At 69.6% G+C, this 17666-nt stretch carries 18 protein-coding genes, 1 tRNA gene and 3 pseudogenes; 13 read left to right on the top strand and 9 right to left on the bottom strand.

Annotated elements, in window-relative coordinates; all coding sequences use genetic code 11:
- Positions 1-267: 267 nt before the first annotated feature.
- On the bottom strand, positions 268-672 hold the full coding sequence (locus FPZ47_RS21295; RefSeq protein ID WP_144955146.1) for a hypothetical protein: 405 nt from the start codon (positions 670-672) through the stop codon (positions 268-270).
- Positions 673-937: 265 nt separating this feature from the next.
- Here FPZ47_RS21295 and glsA point away from each other — a divergent pair, with 265 nt between their 5' ends.
- Positions 938-1900, top strand: a complete 963-nt coding sequence (gene glsA, locus FPZ47_RS21290; RefSeq protein WP_144955143.1) for a glutaminase A — start codon at positions 938-940, stop codon at positions 1898-1900.
- Positions 1901-2279: 379 nt separating this feature from the next.
- Entirely contained in the window at positions 2280-3737 is a 1458-nt protein-coding gene (locus FPZ47_RS21285) for a serine hydrolase domain-containing protein (RefSeq protein ID WP_144955140.1), read from the top strand.
- A 66-nt stretch (positions 3738-3803) separates the two neighbouring features.
- Here FPZ47_RS21285 and FPZ47_RS21280 read toward each other — a convergent pair.
- A pseudogene (locus tag FPZ47_RS21280) lies at positions 3804-4451 on the bottom strand (phytanoyl-CoA dioxygenase family protein).
- Between the two features lie 94 nt (positions 4452-4545).
- Here FPZ47_RS21280 and FPZ47_RS21275 point away from each other — a divergent pair.
- Positions 4546-4938, top strand: coding sequence for a nuclear transport factor 2 family protein (locus FPZ47_RS21275; protein ID WP_425461828.1), 393 nt, complete (start codon positions 4546-4548; stop codon positions 4936-4938).
- 4 nt (positions 4939-4942) lie between these two features.
- Here the strand turns inward: FPZ47_RS21275 and FPZ47_RS28515 are convergent, their stop codons facing one another.
- The 3 genes from FPZ47_RS28515 to FPZ47_RS21260 form a co-directional block, all read right to left on the bottom strand.
- Positions 4943-5464: a DUF732 domain-containing protein gene (locus tag FPZ47_RS28515; RefSeq protein WP_168209526.1), complete on the bottom strand. Its 522-nt coding sequence runs from the start codon at positions 5462-5464 to the stop codon at positions 4943-4945.
- Between the two features lie 289 nt (positions 5465-5753).
- Complete coding sequence (locus FPZ47_RS21265) at positions 5754-6350, bottom strand: DUF732 domain-containing protein (RefSeq protein WP_246133530.1); 597 nt, start codon at positions 6348-6350, stop codon at positions 5754-5756.
- A 63-nt stretch (positions 6351-6413) separates the two neighbouring features.
- Positions 6414-7061 carry a TetR/AcrR family transcriptional regulator gene (locus tag FPZ47_RS21260; RefSeq protein ID WP_246133529.1) on the bottom strand — a complete coding sequence of 216 codons (648 nt, stop codon included), beginning with the start codon at positions 7059-7061 and terminating at the stop codon, positions 6414-6416.
- Between the two features lie 255 nt (positions 7062-7316).
- Between FPZ47_RS21260 and FPZ47_RS21255 the strand changes: the two genes are divergently transcribed.
- Positions 7317-7706 (top strand): DUF4267 domain-containing protein, encoded by a 390-nt coding sequence (locus FPZ47_RS21255; RefSeq protein ID WP_144955132.1) that lies wholly within the window; start codon positions 7317-7319, stop codon positions 7704-7706.
- 43 nt (positions 7707-7749) lie between these two features.
- On the opposite strand, the gene FPZ47_RS21250 is transcribed toward FPZ47_RS21255, so the two are convergent.
- The gene (locus FPZ47_RS21250; RefSeq protein ID WP_210419957.1) at positions 7750-9186 is read right to left on the bottom strand and encodes a protein adenylyltransferase SelO; all 1437 of its coding nucleotides are present in this window, start codon (positions 9184-9186) and stop codon (positions 7750-7752) included.
- Between the two features lie 127 nt (positions 9187-9313).
- Here FPZ47_RS21250 and FPZ47_RS21245 point away from each other — a divergent pair, with 127 nt between their 5' ends.
- Both FPZ47_RS21245 and FPZ47_RS21240 read left to right on the top strand, forming a co-directional pair.
- Positions 9314-10231 carry an HpcH/HpaI aldolase/citrate lyase family protein gene (locus FPZ47_RS21245; protein WP_168209527.1) on the top strand — a complete coding sequence of 306 codons (918 nt, stop codon included), beginning with the start codon at positions 9314-9316 and terminating at the stop codon, positions 10229-10231.
- A 20-nt stretch (positions 10232-10251) separates the two neighbouring features.
- The gene (locus tag FPZ47_RS21240; RefSeq protein WP_144955123.1) at positions 10252-10947 is read left to right on the top strand and encodes a mycothiol-dependent nitroreductase Rv2466c family protein; all 696 of its coding nucleotides are present in this window, start codon (positions 10252-10254) and stop codon (positions 10945-10947) included.
- Positions 10948-10975: 28 nt separating this feature from the next.
- Here the strand turns inward: FPZ47_RS21240 and crcB (FPZ47_RS21235) are convergent, their stop codons facing one another.
- Positions 10976-11356 carry a fluoride efflux transporter CrcB gene (gene crcB, locus FPZ47_RS21235; protein WP_144955120.1) on the bottom strand — a complete coding sequence of 127 codons (381 nt, stop codon included), beginning with the start codon at positions 11354-11356 and terminating at the stop codon, positions 10976-10978.
- On the bottom strand, positions 11353-11751 hold the full coding sequence (crcB, locus tag FPZ47_RS21230; protein WP_144955117.1) for a fluoride efflux transporter CrcB: 399 nt from the start codon (positions 11749-11751) through the stop codon (positions 11353-11355). The genes crcB (FPZ47_RS21235) and crcB (FPZ47_RS21230) overlap by 4 nt, the downstream gene beginning before the upstream one ends.
- 110 nt (positions 11752-11861) lie before the next feature.
- Between crcB (FPZ47_RS21230) and pgm the strand changes: the two genes are divergently transcribed.
- The 5 genes and pseudogenes from pgm to FPZ47_RS21205 all read left to right on the top strand — a co-directional run bounded on the left by pgm (position 11862) and on the right by FPZ47_RS21205 (position 15724).
- Positions 11862-13505 carry a phosphoglucomutase (alpha-D-glucose-1,6-bisphosphate-dependent) gene (gene pgm, locus FPZ47_RS21225; protein WP_144955114.1) on the top strand — a complete coding sequence of 548 codons (1644 nt, stop codon included), beginning with the start codon at positions 11862-11864 and terminating at the stop codon, positions 13503-13505.
- 78 nt (positions 13506-13583) lie between these two features.
- Positions 13584-13829 (top strand): hypothetical protein, encoded by a 246-nt coding sequence (locus FPZ47_RS21220; protein ID WP_144955111.1) that lies wholly within the window; start codon positions 13584-13586, stop codon positions 13827-13829.
- A pseudogene (locus tag FPZ47_RS21215) lies at positions 13826-14255 on the top strand (SDR family NAD(P)-dependent oxidoreductase); the annotation flags it as partial. The gene FPZ47_RS21220 and the pseudogene FPZ47_RS21215, both read left to right, overlap by 4 nt.
- A gap of 167 nt (positions 14256-14422) precedes the next feature.
- Complete coding sequence (locus FPZ47_RS21210) at positions 14423-15592, top strand: MFS transporter (RefSeq protein WP_246133528.1); 1170 nt, start codon at positions 14423-14425, stop codon at positions 15590-15592.
- 56 nt (positions 15593-15648) lie between these two features.
- Positions 15649-15724: transfer RNA gene (locus FPZ47_RS21205), tRNA-Ala, on the top strand.
- A gap of 898 nt (positions 15725-16622) precedes the next feature.
- On the opposite strand, the pseudogene FPZ47_RS30485 reads toward FPZ47_RS21205, so the two are convergent.
- A pseudogene (locus FPZ47_RS30485) lies at positions 16623-16679 on the bottom strand (hypothetical protein); the annotation flags it as partial.
- Between the two features lie 209 nt (positions 16680-16888).
- On the opposite strand from FPZ47_RS30485, the gene FPZ47_RS29710 reads away from it, so the two are divergent.
- On the top strand, positions 16889-17086 hold the full coding sequence (locus FPZ47_RS29710; protein ID WP_144955108.1) for a hypothetical protein: 198 nt from the start codon (positions 16889-16891) through the stop codon (positions 17084-17086).
- 9 nt (positions 17087-17095) lie between these two features.
- Positions 17096-17666, top strand: a 571-nt coding sequence (locus FPZ47_RS29705; RefSeq protein ID WP_281291883.1) for a helix-turn-helix domain-containing protein, incomplete at its 3' end; no start/stop codon positions are given.

Raw genomic sequence — 17666 nt, 5'->3', positions numbered from 1 at the left:
CGGTCCAGCAACGGACCCCACAACGCCACCCCCGCCACCGGCGTCAAATCATCCTCTGAGGCAGTGATCAGCGGGTGCGGCACCGGGTGTTTTGGACTCGCCAGCACCGCATCATCGACATCGAACAACAAACCGGTAGCATTCACCACACGGGTGCCCTTTCTCTGGGATGATCGTCGTCTTCCACAAACACGATTATCCCTTGCAGGAAGGGCACTTCCGCGCTACGACGCGGCCCTCAATCCATAGCCGGCTGAAAAATCAGGGTCAGAAGGGCATCGGTTCGTTGTAGACGGTCGCGGTTTGGCTTTGGACCGGGTCGGTGCAGGTGATGGTGACGTTCCACAGCGTGCCCGTCGGGAGTTCGGGCGCGAAGTTCAGCTGCGCTTGGCCCCCCTGGTTCAGTTCGAAGGTCTGATTGAGCGGTGCCAGCGGAGTGCCGATGCCCTGGAGGACGTCCATGGTCCCCAGCGTGGGGGTGGCGTTGAAGGTGCAGGACCCGTATGTGCCGGGATTCCCGTTCCCGCCGGTGTCCGTGACGGTGACGCGCAGACTCGGAATTTTGTTGATGGTGGTCGGCTGGAACTGGACGCTGGCGGTGTTGAGACTGGCGGTGTCGGCCCGGGCGATTCCCGTGCTCACGCACAAGGCGGCAAACGCGGCCAGGCCCACCGTCGAGAGGGTCCGTATCTTCGTCGTGGTTGAGGGGTGCACGGGGCGCGTCCTTCCTGCGGTCGCTGTGCCCCCCACAGTTTTGTCGGTCTCAGCGTAGTCAGGGCGGTGATCCGGCAGCGCTCGCCACGCCGCCCGCCGACAAGCTTTTCGCGGGTCGGCGGCCCGGAGTGGGACCCGCAGGCCGACATGGGGGCCCGGAGTACCGTCGTCGGGTGTCCTGAACCGTGTCGAACTCTTGCTGGCGTCGAACAGAATTGAGCGCATGACCACCGTTGCCAGGAATGCCGATCGGATCAGCAGGGCAGTTGCCGACGCGTACGACAACCAGAAGAACAGGCGGGGCGGCAAGAACGCCGGTTATATTCCGGTCCTGGCGAGCGTGCACCCGGAACTCTTCGGTGTGTGCGCCGCGACCGTGGACGGGCAGATATTCGCCGCCGGTGACGCCGGCTACGAATTCGCGCTGGAATCGATCTCGAAAATACTCACGCTCGCGCTCGTGATCGAGCAACGCGGCCACCGCGAGGTCCTCCACCGGGTCGGCGCGAACGCGACCGGCCGTGCTTTCAACTCGGTCTCCGCGCTGGAACAGCACAATGACAAACCGATGTCGCCACTGGTCAATGCCGGTGCGATCGCCACGGCCAGCCTGGTGGACGCCGCAGATGCCGAGGACCGCTGGCGCCAGATCCTGCAAGTGCAAAGCGATTTCGCGGGGCGTCAGATCTCGATCAGCGACGAGATCAATGCCTCCGAGCAGGACACCAACTTCCACAACCGCGCCATCGCCTGGCTGCTGCGCGACGGCGGGTCCATCTACTGCGACCCGATGGAAGCGTGCGACGTCTATACCCGCCAATGCTCGACGCTGGTCACGACGGTGGATCTGGCCGTCATGGGCGCGACATTGGCCAATGGGGGGTCCAACCCCCTTACCGGCAAGCGGGTCGTCGCGCACGCGAACGTCCGGTACGTGCTCGCTGCGATGACGATGGAAGGCATCTACACGCGTTCGGGTGACTGGGCCTATTCCGTGGGATTGCCCGCCAAGAGCGGTGTGGGGGGCGGGCTGGTTGCCGTGGCGCCGGGTCAGCTGGCGATTGCCGCGTTCTCGCCGCGGCTGGACGAGGTGGGCAACAGCGTGCGCGCCCAAGCCGCCGTGGCGCAGGTCGCGCGGACGCTGGACCTCGGGCTGTTTGATGTCCCGCGCCGCGGAGACCGGTGATGCTTTCCGCCCACCGACGTTCGCCGTCGCTGGTACAACGCATGTACTCGGTACGCGGGGGAAAGCAGGGGGAAACGCACGCCAAACCAAAATCGCATCTTTGCTGGGGGAAAAGCCGCGACAGCGATTGAGTATTGAGGAGGAAACCGCTGTTGACCGCAGGTATCCACCACGCGACAGCGGCTCAACCAGCGACTGAGATCCACGGCAACGCCCTGCCGGGCGCCGATACCGGTGTCGAGGCGACGTCAGTGGCCGCTGCCCGGAATGCCGCGGCAGGTATACGCCGACGTGTTGTCGTCGCCGTCAGGACGGCCACCCACCGCCTGGAGGGCGTCAACGGGGATGAATCCTCATCAGACCGATCTACCCTGGCGACATGTCGCTGCGCACGGCCGTCGCCATCGGCACCGTCTTGCTGGCACTCGTCGCGGTTTCCTCGCGCCGCCCCACCACGCACCCCGCCCCGGGTGAGGGCGCGCGGGTGACGCCCCTGCCGGCCGCGGCTGCAACCCCCGACCTGCCGGTGCGCTTCGGGCCGCTGGACCCGGCCGCCGGCAGACGGTTCGCGGCCGTCTCCGCGCTGGTGAGCGATGCGGTGGCGGCGGGTCGGCTGCCGGGCGCCGTGGTTGCGATCGGGCATGGCGGCAAGGTCGTCTTCCACCGGGCCTACGGCGTGCGCAAGCTCGCCGGGGAGCCGGGGCTGGACGGGTCACCCGCACCCGCGGAGCCGATGACCGAGGACACCGTCTTCGACATGTCGTCGTTGACGAAGTGCCTCGCGACGGCGACCGCCGTCATGCAACTCTACGAACAGGGCAGGGTCCGGCTCGACGACCCCGTGCAGACGCATCTGCCCGGCTTCAACCCGGCGAACGACCCGCAACGCGCGAAGGTGACCGTTCGTATGCTGCTCACGCACACCTCGGGCGAACCGGGTGACGTCGACCTCGCGGATCCGTGGGGACTGGATCGCCCCGACAAAGCCGAAGGCGTTCGTCGTGCGCTCACCACGCCGCTGCAGTCGGGTCCCGGTACGGGTTTTCGCTACTCCGACGTCAACTTCGTGCTGCTGGGCGCGCTGATCGAGAAGGTCACCGGCGATGCGGAAGACGTCTACGTCGCGCAGCACGTGTTCGCGCCGCTGGACATGAAAGACAGCCGTTATCTCCCGGCGGCCAAAGCCTGTGGGCCGCGCACGATCAGCGGAGCCGCGGTGGGCTGGTCCGCCCCGGCGGGGCGGGCGCCGGCCGCCTGCCCCGCCGGGACATGGCGCACCAGTCTCCTGCCGCGCATCGCACCCACGGCGCGCGACGAGGAAAGCGCCGGCGACCCGGCCAGGAATCCCGACTACGGCAACCTGCTGCGGGGCACCGTGGACGATCCGACCGCGCGGCGCATGGGCGGGGTGGCCGGGCATGCCGGCGTCTTCTCGACGGCGCACGATCTCAGCGTCTATGCGCAGGCCCTGCTCGATCGGCTCGCGGGCCGCCCGAGCAGGTTCGCGTTGACGACAGCGACGCTGGCGTTGATGACGCGCCCCGAACAGCCCGGACAGCTCCCGGGGCACGGCCTGCGCGGCATCGGCTGGGACATCGACACGGCCTATTCCGGCCCGCGCGGGCTGGTCTTTCCCGTCGGCAGCTTCGGCCACACCGGCTTCACCGGCACCTCGTTGTGGATGGACCCGGGCTCGGACACCTACGTCCTTCTGCTGTCGAACGCGATCCACGTGCGGGGCAGCCCGCCGACCACGAGTCTGGACGGAGAAGTGGCCACGGCGGCGGCGCGGGCCCTGCACCTGTACGGCAGTGCGCCGTCGGCCGGCAGCGAGTAGCCGCAACCAGCCGCGGGCATGCCGCGCCGCGGATGGGTTTGACGCTAACGCGGTGCTGTTCGGGGTTCAGGAGTCCAGCAGCCGCAGCGGGTGCAGGCCGTCGACCGCGCCGACGAACGGCGGGTGGATGCCGTAGCCGAGCATCCGGCGGATGTTGTCGGAGACCGTGCGCGCGACGTCGCGCGGCACCGACAGGGTGAAGGCCTCCATCGGCCGCAGCCACGGCTGGCAGTACTGGGCGGTGATGGCACGGCGATCGCGGGTGGTGGCGTTGGCGCCCCCGCCGTGCCACAGGGTGCCCACGGAGAAGACGCACGACTCCGCGGGCATGACCACGGGCAGCGCCCGGTCGTGCGGGCCCGGTCGGCGCTTGCCCCAGCGGTGGCTGCGGGGAAAGAGCACCGTGGCGCCGTTGTCACCGTGGCGCCGTTGTCGGCGGTGCAGTCGTCGATCGCCCAGATCGTCGCCGCCGCCAAGGGGGCCCGTGGCCGCGTGCCCCAGTCCGGGGCGCACCACGTCACGGATCTGCCCGCATTCCTCGGCGCCGAGCAGGTTCTCCCACACGACCTAGCCGTCGCGGTCGAGGGCCGCGAGGTCGGCGTCGACGATCATGCCGTCGACCGAGCTGCCGCCGCTCGGCGTCCACGTGAAGCGCTGGGCCGGGTCGCCCGTGAGGTCCTCGGGCGTGGTGACGGACTCGTCGTCGATGTTCAGCGGCACCGTCGCTCTCGTGCTGGTGCTGGGCCCAGATTGGGGCCCACACTAAGCCGGGTTCGGCCCGATCCACACCGAACGTTAGTTTTGCGGTGTGACACCACCGGTGATCGAACGCTGGATCGAGATTCTCGACACCGGCCGGACCGACGAACTGCGCGACCTGCTGACCGCGGACGCCGTCTTCCGTTCGCCCGCCGTGTTCACGCCGCAGGAGGGCCGAGACAAGGCGGTCGCCTACCTGGCCGCCGCGGCGAAGCTGTTCGCCGGCAACGGATTCCGCTATGTCGAGAAGTGGTATGGCGAGCATTCCGCGGTGCTCGAGTTCGTCGCCGAGGTCGACGGCATCCACGTCAACGGCATCGACATGATCCACTGGAACGACGACGGCAGGATCACCTCGGTGAAGGTGATGCTGCGGCCGCTCAAGGCCCTGCAGGTCGTCATCCCCGAAATGGGCAGGCTGCTGCAACAGGCCCAGGGCTGAGTTTCTACTGCTGCGCGTCCGGGCAGTAGGCGTGGATCGCGGCCTGCGTCAGGTTCTCGGTGTCGTCGCGGCTGAACTTCGGAGACCATGAATTTCCGTCGGCGACGTCTTTGTTCTCGGCCGCCATGATGTTGTCGACGACCGATTCCAGGGGCTGCGGGGTCGGGGGCAGCAGCGAGAAACAGGTGTGGTGACCGAACTCCATGAACCGCTGCCGAACGGCCTCGGTCCCGTTGTCGACGATGCCGTAGGCGGCCAGCGCCGTGAGGAATGCGCCGTCCGGTCCGTCACTCAGCGATGGCGTCTTGTGCGACGGGGTGACCGTCACCGTCTGCGGGCCCGGCGACGTGGCCGTCTTGTCGCGCAGGAAATAGACGCCCACCGCGCTCAGGCCCACCACGGCGGCTATCGCGATGGACGCGGCGAAGACGAGTGACCCGGCGGATTCGGTCCTGGACGGGCGGCGCCGGCGCGGACGCTGCGGGGGCACCGACTCGGTCGGGACGTCGTTGTCCTCGATGGTCATGCGCGCACTCCTCTGCCTCCCCGGATGGTCGCCACGGCGGCATTCACCGCGGGGACCGCTTCCCCACCCTGTCAGGTCTGTCGAGGTGACGCCAAGTCGGAGGGACGACGACACGATGCGCGGCCCGGTGCCGCCGGGGCTCGGGCAGCGCGGGGCCGGGGGCCGTGCGGACCGGCGAGGGCTGCCGCGACGCCGGCGCCGGCAGGCGCCGCGGGCGAGGGCTGGTTGACTCGGATCCGTAGACGATGCGCCCGATCGTAACGCCGACGCGTGGCGCCGGGTAGCCCCGTCAGCCGCCGTTGACCAGGTTGTCGTGTTGCGGGCAGTAGGCGTGGACGGAGAGGGCCACATACGTGTCGGCGTCGGCGCCGAGCGCCGGGTTGCTCGCGCGGAACTCCGTGACCACCTGCGGCACGGTCATCCCCTGGCCGATGTTGCGGCACACCATCTTGCCGTTGTAGATGGCGGCCTGGGGGTTGGCGAACGAGATCCCGCGGTCGTTGAGGTCCCGGACGTACTTCTGGTCCTGCTCGGGTGTGGAGGCGATGGACGACGGCGCGGCCGAGGCTGACGACGACACCACCGACGACGACGCCGCCGGCGGTGCGCCGGTTTTCGCCGGCGTCGGTGAATCGGACGGGCTCAACAGCCAGAAGGCCAGCACGATCGCCCCCGCCACCACGAGACCGCCGAAGAGCAGCACGCCCGCTTTGCGCCAAGTCGCTTGCCACGATTGACGATCCGCGGGCGGTCGGCCCGCGTTCCCCTCGCCGTCCTCGCGGGACCACGCGGGCTCGACCGGGTCCGGACCCGCCGAAGCGGGCGTGGCGACGGTTTCGCCACCGTCGGGTGCCGGTTCGCCGGCAGCCGGTACCGGCTCGGGCATGACGGCCATGCTAGCCATCGCCGACCGATCCGTGCGCTCGGGGCGCGGACGTCGGCGGGGGCGTCAGTCCGCGGCTGGGTCGTCGGCGATCTCTTCGATCGTTTCCGGCGCCACACCGAGGCCGCGCAGGCAGAACCGGATCGCGCGGTCGCGCACCTCCGCGCGTTTGGCGTGACCGTGGGCCCACTGTTGTCGGGTGCCCGCCCAGACCACGCCGTGGATCGACCTGGCGGCGACCGCCGGAACGATGCCGCGGAAAACGCCGATCTCCAGGCCCCGCTCGAGTTGCTCGACGAGCGGCTCGAGGATGGCGGTGTAGGCGGGCGAGACCAGCTCCGCAGAGTTGAGCACCGTGGACGGGGTTTCCAGGGGCGCCTGGCGCAGCTCCGGCTCGACGTTGTCGTTGAACGCGAGATCGATTCGCCCGTCGATCCACGCCGCCACCGCCTCTACCGGCGTCGCCGCCGTCGCCATCTTTGCTTTCAACCGCCGCACCTCGGCGTGCGTCATCTCCATGAAGACGGCTTCGACCAGCTCGTCCTTGGATTCGAAATGCCGGTAGAACGCGCGTGTGCTCAGCCGGGCGTGCTCGAGCACCGCGGCGACGCTGAGTCCCCGGACCCCCTGCTGCCGAACGGATTCCGACGCCGCAGCGACGATGGCGCGGCGCACGTCGGGGTCGGGAGCGAGCTTGTTACGCCGCGATGGCACCCGATGCCCCACGTGTGCCTGCCGTTGTGCGAGCGGATCCCCCTGTTCCGTCATAGGCAATCAAACTAATCCGCAGAGCGCCCGGGGACGTTCACTTCCGCCGGAATGTCGCGATGTCGGGCAACACCGGCATCCGCCGGGGCGTCCCCGGCCGTCCCGGCGGTTGGTTTGCCAGGGCAGCGCGGTCATCGCCCCAGCAGTGTCCTTGAGCCGCCCCTGGTTTTGCCAGGGGCGGGGAGCATAGGCTAGTGGGCCATGACGGTTGACCGTGCCGCGCTCGTCGCGGGCAGCATCCGGTTCGCCTCGGGCATGGCGTTTCTCGTCGACCCGCTCCGCGCGAACCGGCTGTGGGGCGACGCGGAGGAACCGGCGCCGACGGCGCGGCTGCTGCTGCGCTCGATGGGCTACCGCGACGCGTTGATCGGGGGGTTGCTCGCGGCGGCGGCGTTGCGCGGCAAGGACACCCGCGGGTGGTTTCTCGCCTCGGGCGGCGCCGACGCTGCCGACCTGCTCGGCGGGATGAGTGTGCTTGCCGAATTGAGGCCCGCACAGCGGGTTATCGGACTGGGCGGCGCGGTGATCGGGGTCGGCGTCGGGCTCTGGGGCGCGGCGCGCCGGGGTGCGGGGGAGGAGCCGCCGCGCTGATCCGCCGGAGGCGTTGGCGCAGCCGCGGTTTCTCTGCGGCGCCTCAGGTGCCGCAGAACGTTCGGTACGCGCCGAATTCCTCGGGCGCCGGGCCGGCGTACCGCTGGAGGCCCGGCCGTTCGTCATACGGGGCCGTCACGACCTGCAGGAGTCGTTCGAGAGGTTCGAGATCGCCGGCGGTCGCCGCACTCAGGGTCTCCTCGACCAGATGGTTGCGGGGAATGTAGACGGGGTTGGTGCGGTCCATCGACTCCGGGTTTGGGCCCAAGGCCCGCCAGCGCGGCAGCCAGTCGTCGAAGCCGGATGCGTCGTCGAACAACTCGCGCGCGGGTCCGCCATCGCCTCGCGCGGCAGCGCCGAGCTGACGGAAGAAGGACGTGTAGTCGGCGTGGCCCGCCTTGAGCAGGGCGAGCAGCTCGTCGATCAGGTCCGCCGCGTCGGCGTCCGCGGACAGGCCGAGCTTGGCCCGCATGCCGGGCGCCCACACGGCGTCGTAGCGGGTGTGGAATACCCCGAACGACGCCTCGGCGAGCCCGACCGCCTCCTCGGTGCTCTCCGAGATCAGCGGCAGCAGTGTCTCGGCGAAGCGGGCGAGGTTCCACCCGGCGACGACGGGCTGGTTGCCGTAGGCGTAGCGCCCCCAGAAGTCGATCGAGCTGAAGACGGTCTCCGGGTCGTAGGCCTCCATGAAGGCGCATGGTCCGTAGTCGATCGTCTCCCCGGAGATCGTCATGTTGTCGGTGTTCATCACCCCGTGCACGAACCCGATCAGCATCCACCGTGCTGTCAGCGACGCCTGGACTCCCGCCACCGCCTCGAACAGCGCCAGGTAGGGGCGCTGCGCCGCCGCGGCGGCGGGATGGTGGCGCGCGATCGCGTGGTCGGCGAGGCGCCGCAGCAAACCCGTGTCGCCGGCGGCGGCGGCGTACTGGAAGCTTCCGACGCGCAGGTGGCTCGCGGCCACCCGGGTGAGCAGGGCGCCGGGCAGTTCCGTGTCGCGCTGCACCGGGCGCCCCGTGCCCACCACGGCCAGCGACCGTGTTGTCGGCACGCCCAGCGCGTGCATCGCCTCGCTGACCACGTACTCGCGCAGCATCGGCCCCACCGCCGCCAGGCCGTCGCCGCCGCGCGCGAAGGGTGTGGGGCCCGAGCCCTTGAGGGCGATGTCGCGCAGGCACCCGTCTTCGCCGGCGAGCTCGCCCAGCAGCAGGGCGCGCCCGTCGCCCAGCCGGGGGACGAAGCCGCCGAACTGATGGCCGGCGTAGGCCTGGGCCACCGCGGTGGCCCCGTCGGGCACCAGGTCGCCCACCAGGAAACGCAGCCCGTCGGGGCTGCGCAGCCACGTGGGGTCGAGCCCGAGCTCCGGGGCGAGGCGGTCGTTGAGCACGAGCAACCGCGGGTCGGGGGGTGTCTGCGCCTGCCAGCGGACGGCCATCTCGGGCAGGTCACGCAGGAACCGGTCTTGCAGAGCAACGGTCATGTCCGGGGTGCCGCTCACGTCACCGAGCCTACGGAAAACCCGGTGGCTCGCGCCGCGCCGTCGTCAAGGCCGCTACGGTTAATGGCGACAACCTCACCACGGAACGAGCATGACGACGGATCAATCAATGTACGAGCAGGTCAACAGCCACGCGGTGGATCCCGCCGACATAGGGTCGCGCCTCGACCCGGTCCTGGCCCGCAGCTGGCTGCTGGTCAACGGCGCGCACGCGGACCGGTTCCAGTCCGCGGCGCATTCGCGCGCCGACATCGTCGTCTTCGACATCGAGGACGCGGTGGCGCCCAAGGACAAAGCCGCTGCCCGCGACCACGTCGTGCGCTGGCTCGACGCCGGGAACACCGACTGGGTCCGCGTCAACGGCTTCGGCACCCCCTGGTGGGCCGACGATCTGGCCGCGCTGTCGGCCACCCCCGTCGGGGGGGTGATGCTAGCGATGGTCGAATCGGTCGACCACGTCACCGAGACCGCCAAGCGGCTGCCCGACGTGCCGATCGTGGCGCTGGTCGAAACGGCCCGCGGCCTGGAGCGCATCACCGAGATCGCCGCCGCCAAGGGCACCTTCCGGCTGGCCTTCGGCATCGGGGACTTCCGCCGCGACACCGGGTTCGGCGAGGACCCCTCCACGCTGGCCTACACCCGGTCCCGCTTCACCATCGCCGCCAAGGCGGCCGGCCTGCCCAGCGCGATCGACGGGCCGACCATCGGCTCCAACCCGTTGAAGCTCATCGAGGCCACGGCCGTCTCCGTCGAATTCGGCATGACCGGCAAGATCTGCCTGTCCCCGGAGCAATGCGCGGTGGTGAACGAGGGGCTCTCCCCGTCGCAGGACGAAATAGTTTGGGCCAAAGAGTTTTTCGCCGAGTTCGAGAGCGACGGTGGCGAGATCCGCAACGGCTCCGACCTGCCGCGCATCGCCCGGGCGAGCAAGATCCTCGAGTTGGCCCGCGCCTACGGCATCGAGGTGTCCGAATTCGAGGACGAACCGGTGCACTCGCCCGCGCCCTCGGACACCTACCACTACTGATCACCGCCGAGCAGGTCCCGATGAGCAACGCCGTGGATTTCCACTTCGACCCGATGTGCCCGTTCGCCTACCAGACCGCGTTGTGGATCCGCGACGTCCGGGAGCAGGCCGGGATCACGGTCAACTGGCGGTTTTTCAGCCTCGAGGAGATCAACCGCGCCGACGGCAAGAAGCATCCGTGGGAGCGGGAATGGTCCTACGGCTGGTCGCTGATGCGCATCGGGGCGCTGCTGCGCCGGACCGACATGGCGCTGCTGGACCGGTGGTACGCGCGCATCGGTGACGAGTTGCACGCCGCGGGCGGCAAGCCGCACGACCCGGTGGTGGCGCGGCGGCTGCTCGAGGAGCTGGGCATCGACGGGGCGACGCTCGACGCGGCGCTGGCCGACCCGACCACCCACGACGACGTCCGTGCCGACCATCAACGGGTCGTCGACGCCGGCGGATACGGGGTGCCGACGCTGTTCCTGTCCGGTCAGTGCCTGTTCGGCCCGGTCCTGGTCGACCCGCCGACCGGCCCGGACTCCCTGAAGCTGTGGACCGTGGTGACCGGCATGGCCGAACTGCCGCACGTCTACGAGCTCCAGCGTCCCAAGGCGCCGGCCGACGCGGAGCTCATCGGCCGCAGTCTGCGTCCCTACCTGCAGGGCCGCGACTGGGTGAGCATCAACCGCGGTGAGGTCGTCGACGTCGACCGCCTCGCCGGGGGCCGCTGACCCGCCGCGGCGGGCCCACCGGCGTCAGTCACAGGTGGTCGGCGATCCGTTGCCCCAGCTGCGCGGCGGCGAGCCCGAGCGCGACGCTGACGACGATGTTGGCCAGCGCCGGGCGCAGCTGGCGCTCCTCGCCGAGCCGCTGGGATTCCAGCATCCAGGTGGAGAAGGTGGTGTAGGCGCCGACGAACGCGGTGTCGGCCAGCAGGGCCGCCTCCCGGCCCAGCGCCAGGCCGCCGATCACCCCCAGCGCGACGGCCCCGCTGATGTTCACCGTCAGGGTGCCGAACGGAAACGGGCGGGCGACCCGCCGGCCCACCGTCCGGTCCACCAGGAAACGCAGCACCGCCCCCGCGCCGCCGGCGACCAGGACGCCGGCCCAGACGGCCAACGACGTCAACGCACCGGTCATCGGCGAAACCGCACCCGGCGGACGAACGCGGTGGACAGGTGCACCGCGAGGAAGCCCAGCACGACGGTGGTGACGGTGTAGGCCGCGGCCAGGGCCCAGTGGCCGCGCTGGAGCATGGTGAGCGTCTCGACCTGCATCGTGGAGAACGTGGTCAGCCCGCCGCACAGCCCGGTGCCCAGCAGCGGGCGCCGGTAGCTGGACGACGGGAGCCGCTCCAGCAGCCGGGTCGTGAAGTACCCCACCAGGAAGGCGCCGGCGATGTTGACCGCGAACGTCGGCCACGGCCAGCTCGCCGGGTCGTGGGCGGTGAGCACGGTCACGACGGCGCGGGCCAGCGCGCCCAGCGCGCCGCCGGCGAACACCGCCGCCAGCTCGCGGTGGTCGAAGCCTGCCACTGATCGGTTCCCTTCGGTGTCTGTCAGCTGCGCTTCGCAGCGTAGCCGGGCGCACCGGCGGGGACGGCTCGGAGCGCGCGGTGGGCAGGGCGCGGGCACAATGGGGAGCCATGGTGGCCAACCCGCGCGCCGGTCAGCCGGCCCAGCCCGAAGACCTCGTCGATCTGCCCCACCTCATCACCTGCTACTACTCGATCGAACCGGATCCCGACGACGTCGCCCAGCAGGTGGTTTTCGGCACGTCGGGTCACCGCGGCTCGGCGCTGGGGGGAGCGTTCAACGAGGCGCACATCCTGGCCATCACCCAGGCCATCGTCGAGTACCGCGCCGCGGCGGGCACCACCGGGCCGTTGTTCATCGGCCGTGACACGCATGGCCTCTCGGAGCCGGCCTGGGTGTCGGCGCTTCAGGTGCTGGCCGCCAACGACGTGGTCGCCATGGTCGACTCCCGCGACCGCTACACACCGACGCCGGCCGTCAGCCACGCCATCCTCACCTACAACCGCGGCCGCACCGGGGCGCTGGCCGACGGGATCGTGGTCACGCCGTCGCACAACCCGCCGCCCGACGGCGGCTTCAAGTACAACGCGCCCCACGGCGGCCCGGCCGACACCGCGGCGACCAACGCAATCGCCCGGCGCGCCAACGAGATCCTGCGCACCGGCGCGGGGGTGAAGCGGGTGCCGCTGGCCCGCGCGCTGCAGGCCGTGCAGCGCCACGACTACCTGGGCAACTACGTCGACGACCTGCCCAACGTGGTCGACGTCGCCGCGATCCGCGGGGCGGGGATACGGATCGGGGCCGACCCGCTGGGCGGGGCCAGCGTGGACTACTGGGCCGAGATCGCGGCGCGGCACGGCCTGGAGCTGACCGTGGTCAACCCGCTGGTCGACGCCACCTGGCGGTTCATGACGCTCGACCACGACGGCAAGATCCGGATGGACTGCAGCTCCCCGGACGCGATGGCGGGGCTTCTTTCCGCCATGGCCGCCCACCCCGGCCGCTACCAGATCGCCACCGGCAACGACGCCGACGCCGACCGGCACGGCATCGTCACCCCCGATGCGGGGCTGCTCAACCCGAATCACTATCTGGCGGTGGCCATCGACTACCTCTACACCCACCGGCCGTCGTGGCCGGACGGCATCGCCGTGGGCAAGACCGCGGTCAGTTCGTCGATCATCGACCGGGTGGTCGCCGGCATCGGCCGCAAACTGGTCGAGGTGCCGGTCGGGTTCAAGTGGTTCGTCGACGGCCTCTTCGGCGGCACCATCGGCTTCGGCGGCGAGGAGTCGGCCGGGGCGTCGTTCCTGCGGCGCGACGGCTCGGTGTGGACCACCGACAAGGACGGCATCATCCTGGCGTTGCTCGCGGCCGAGATCCTGGCCGTCACCGGGCGCAGCCCGTCGCAGCGCTACCGGGAACTGACCGCCGACTACGGCACACCGTGCTACGCCCGGGTGGACGCGCCCGCCGACCGCGACCAGAAGGCCCGGCTGGCCAAGCTCTCGGCCGAGGAGGTCACCGCCACCGAGCTGGCCGGGGAGCCGATCACGGCGAAGCTGACCGCCGCGCCCGGCAACGGGGCCCCGCTGGGCGGGCTCAAGGTGACGACGGCCAACGCGTGGTTCGCCGCGCGGCCGTCGGGCACCGAGGACGTCTACAAGATCTACGCCGAGTCCTTCAAGGGACCCGAGCATCTGGCCGAGGTGCAGGCAACCGCGCGCGAGGTGGTCAACAGCGTCATCGGGTAGGGGCCGGGGCTGGGTTATTGGCCAACGCGTGTCCCGGGCGTGACCTCGCCGCGACGATGAGGAAGAACGCTCGTCACCATGACGGTGTTCGCGGCGATGGCCGCTTTGCTGACGGCGGCGTGTGTGGGCTACTACGTCGGTCGTCGCACGGGCCCCGCGCCCCCGGCCCGCGGGAGGCGAGCCAGGCGGACGGCGCTGGGTAGGCTGGCGATCAGCCTGATCATGTTGCTGGCGGCGCGCCGCGCGGCATCCCTGTTGGGATTCAGAGTCGTTGCGCCACTTGCGCTGCTGCGGGGCGGCGTTGCGCGGCTGCGGACGTACTGAGCGAAATTCCGGCGCTGGTGACCGGTGCGTCCTCGGGCCTCGGCGCCCAGATGGCAAGCCTGTTTTCCCGTTACGGCGCAACGGTTTTCGGCGTCGGCCGGGACACCGGACGCCTGGCCGAAGTCTTCGCCGACGTGCCGCATGGCTCGTACGCGTCGGTGGACATCTCGTCGGCGCCGGCCTGCCGGGACGCCGTCGAGCGGTGCGTCGACGAGTTCGGCGGCCTGGACGTCCTGGTCAACATCGCCGGGCGCCACCAGATGCGCCGGACGGAGTCGATGACCGACGACGACTGGGCGCAGCGCCGCGCCGCGCGGGATGATGCAACCGTTCGACGTCGCGAACGTGATCGCGTTCCTCGCCGGCGACGCCGCGGCCGCCGTCCACGGTGCCGTCTACCGAGTCGACAACGGTAAGGGCGCCGGCTGGCGAGCGGCAATTGCCGAGGTGCCTGAAACCCCGCGCGAGATGGTGCATAAAGTCATCGGGTGACCTCCTGCCTCCGATCCCTCCGGCCTGCTTGCCCGGGGGGACGCGGGTCCCGATCCGCGCCGCTGCCGCGCGAAGTCTGGATCCTCAGCTGGGCGAACATCATGATCGCGCTGGGCTACGGCATCATTTCGCCGGTGATGCCGTCGTTCGCGCGTACTTTCGGGGTCAGCATCAATGCGGTGACGTTCCTGGTCACCGTATTCTCGTTGAGCAGGCTGTGTTTCGCGCCGATCAGCGGTCTGCTGGTGCAGCGGCTGGGGGAGCGGCGCATCTACATCAGCGGTTTGCTGGTCGTGGCGTTGTCGACTGGCGCGTGCGCGTTCTCCCAGACGTACGGGCAACTGCTGTTCTTCCGTGCGGTCAGCGGCGTCGGGTCGACGCTGTTCTACGTCTCGGCGCTGGGCCTGATGATCCACATCAGCCCGGCCGACGCGCGCGGGCGGGTGGCGGGCATCTTCACCACCTCGTTCATGGTGGGCGCGGTCGGCGGTCCGGCGGTCGGGGGACTCACGGCGGGCTGGGGGTTGACCGCGCCGTTCGTCGTCTACGGCGTCGCGCTGCTGGGTGTGGCGGTGGTGCTGTTCTACGGCCTGCGGAATTCGACGCTGGCCGCACCCGCGCCGCCGACGCGCTCGAAGGTGACGATGCGGGAGGCGCTGCGGTTCCGGGCGTACTGGTCGGCACTGCTGTCCAACTTCGCGACCGGATGGTCGGCGTTCGGGCTGCGCGTGGCGCTGGTGCCGCTGTTCGTCTCCGATGTGATGGGCCGGGGCGTCGGCGTCATCGGTGTGGTGCTGGCGGCGTTCGCGGCCGGCAACGCCCTGGCCGTCATCCCCAGCGGTTACCTGTCCGACCGGATGGGACGGCGCACGTTGCTGATCGCCGGCCTGGGCGCCTCCGGTGTGGCGACCGTCGCCCTGGGCGTGGTGTCGTCGCTGCCGGCGTTCATGGCCGCGGCGTGCGTGTCCGGCGCGACCACGGGCATCTTCATGTCGCCGATGCAGGCCGCCGTCGCCGACATCCTCGGCAGCGAGGCGCGCGCGGGCACTCCGGTGGCGGCGGTGCAGATGGCCTCGGATCTGGGCGCGATCATCGGCTCGATGACGGTCGGCTGGGTCGCCGAGCGGCTGAGCTTCGGCTGGGACTTCGGGCTCAGCGGGATGGTGCTGCTGATCGCGGCCCTCGGCTGGGTGCTGTCGCCGGAAACCCGGGCGGCGACCGCCGCGGCGCCGGGTCTTGTGCCGTCGCAGGCGGACGTGGAGCTGGCCTGAGCAGCAGTTTTGAACGACGGTTGTCGGTGGTGTAGCTTCGATGAGCACGTCTTCTCGGGGCTATGGCGCAGCTGGTAGCGCACCACACTGGCAGTGTGGGGGTCAGGGGTTCGAGTCCCCTTAGCTCCACCAAAGAGGTCTTACTCGAACCGGTGCCCAAAAGGATGTCGGTAAGGGTAAGAGCCAAATCAGTCGAAGAATGACCCGCTCGATCCGAGGCTCCCGTGAGGGGGCCTTGTTTCGTTGAGGCTGACGCGGCGGTCGGTGTCCTCCGCGTCATCGTGAGCGCAGCGCGGAAGTCTTCGAATGGTGGATTTAGATCGCTAGCCTGCACGCCTTGCTCGTCCAGGTAGAAGCGCTGATAGAAAGTCTCATTTATGTTGCGGCGGATCGCGTCGCTCCCGTCGGCGTAGGACGCCTCTGGGTTGGACATGAGGTCGAGTGCCTCGCTCAGCACTCCGGCGCCGATCGCAAGTTCCGCGCCGGTGCCGGCCAGACTGGCTTCGGCTGCGTTTCGCTCGGATTGAATCTTTCGTAGCTTTGCCTTGACCTTGGTCTTTGGGAGTGCGTCGTCGGCGAGCAGGTCGAGGAGCCGGTCCTCCTTGGCTTCGAGTTCCTTGAGCTTGCGGCTGAGAGCGGCGTGCAGTTCCGCGACGCTGCGCTGCTCACCCGCCAACGCCTCGTCGAGTAGCCGACGGACCTCGGTAATGAACGTGCCGGGCAGATTTAGGGTGGCGTAGTGGTCGGCAATTGCTCGTTCGACGCTATCGACGGGCAGATACGGCAGATCGCAGACTCCGTCCTGGCGGCCACGGCACAAGAAGTACCCGTAGCGTGTGCCGGATCGATTAATGGCTTCGGTGTAGATGAGTCGTGATGTGCGCTCGTGGCGTTCACAGCGATCGCAGAACAGCGTGCCCTTGAGATAGTGCTGGAGCACCCGGTCGCGTTGGCCGTTCTTGCTGCGGAAGTCGAGGACTTCTTGTACGCGATCGAAGAGTTCTTGGTCGACGATCGGTTCGTGTCGGCCTGCGTAAACCTCGCCCTTATAGACGATGCAGCCGACGTAGTAGAGGTCGCGCAGCATGCGGTGCAGCCATTTGAAAGTGACGGGTCGCTCCGGGAGCCTCCCGGCAGGACGCGCAGTCAGTCCCAAGTCGGCCATGGTGGCTCTTCAATCTTAATGGGGCAGTTGTGATTTAGCTCTCATAGAGCGTGTCGTTGCATGGGGAGGCCCTTGGTCTTCCGAAGTCTGAAAGTTGCGAAACATTCGGACGGAAGAAGGAGCCAAGGGCCGTGTCTGACGGTACGACATTGTTGTTCGGGTTGCCAGGTGTAGGGGTTGAGCGTGTCGAGCGGCTCGCCGACGGGACCCGGGTGGTGCAGGTGGCCAGCGCCGACGAAGCGGCGGCGGCGTGCCCGGATTGTGGGGTGGTGTCCACGTCGGTGAAGGCCCGGGTGAGTACCTCGCCGCGCGATATCCCCTACGGGTAGGATCGAATCGTGTTGCGGTGGGCCAAGACCCGCTGGCGGTGTCGGGAGGACTACTGCGAGCGGTCCTCGTTAACCGAGGCCATTGCGCAGGTGCCGGCGCGGGCTCGGACCACGACGCGGTTGCGGACCGCGATCGGTGCGGCGATCGGGGATGCGGCCCGCTCAGTGGCCGAGGTCGCTGGCGCCCACTCGGTGTCGTGGCCGACCGCGCACCGGGCGTTCGTCGCCCACGCCGAGGCGCTGCTGGCCGAACCCGATCCGGTCCGGGTGCTCGGTATCGACGAGACCCGGCGCGGCAAGCCCCGCTGGGAGCAGTGCGCGGTGACGGGGCGCTGGGTGCGGGGGTCGACCCTGGGACACCGGGTTCGTCGACCTGGCCGGCACTCAGGGCCTGTTGGGGCAGCGCGAGGGGCCCGCACCGGGGCCGCCGTGATCGATTGGCTGCGCGAGCGCAGCGAGGAGTTCCGGGCCGGTGTGCAATTCGTGGCGATCGACCCCGGCCGGGGCGTGTCATTCCATCTGTGTAAGTCCGGGGTGGTCCATCATCGGACCGCCGTTGGGCGGAGCAGAAGGAGTGTTT

The organism is Mycobacterium helveticum (assembly GCF_007714205.1).
In the GTDB taxonomy this organism is placed as follows: domain Bacteria; phylum Actinomycetota; class Actinomycetes; order Mycobacteriales; family Mycobacteriaceae; genus Mycobacterium; species Mycobacterium helveticum.
The sequence above is the reverse complement of the archived record's forward strand: the minus strand, read 5'-3'. Positions and strand labels throughout refer to the sequence as shown.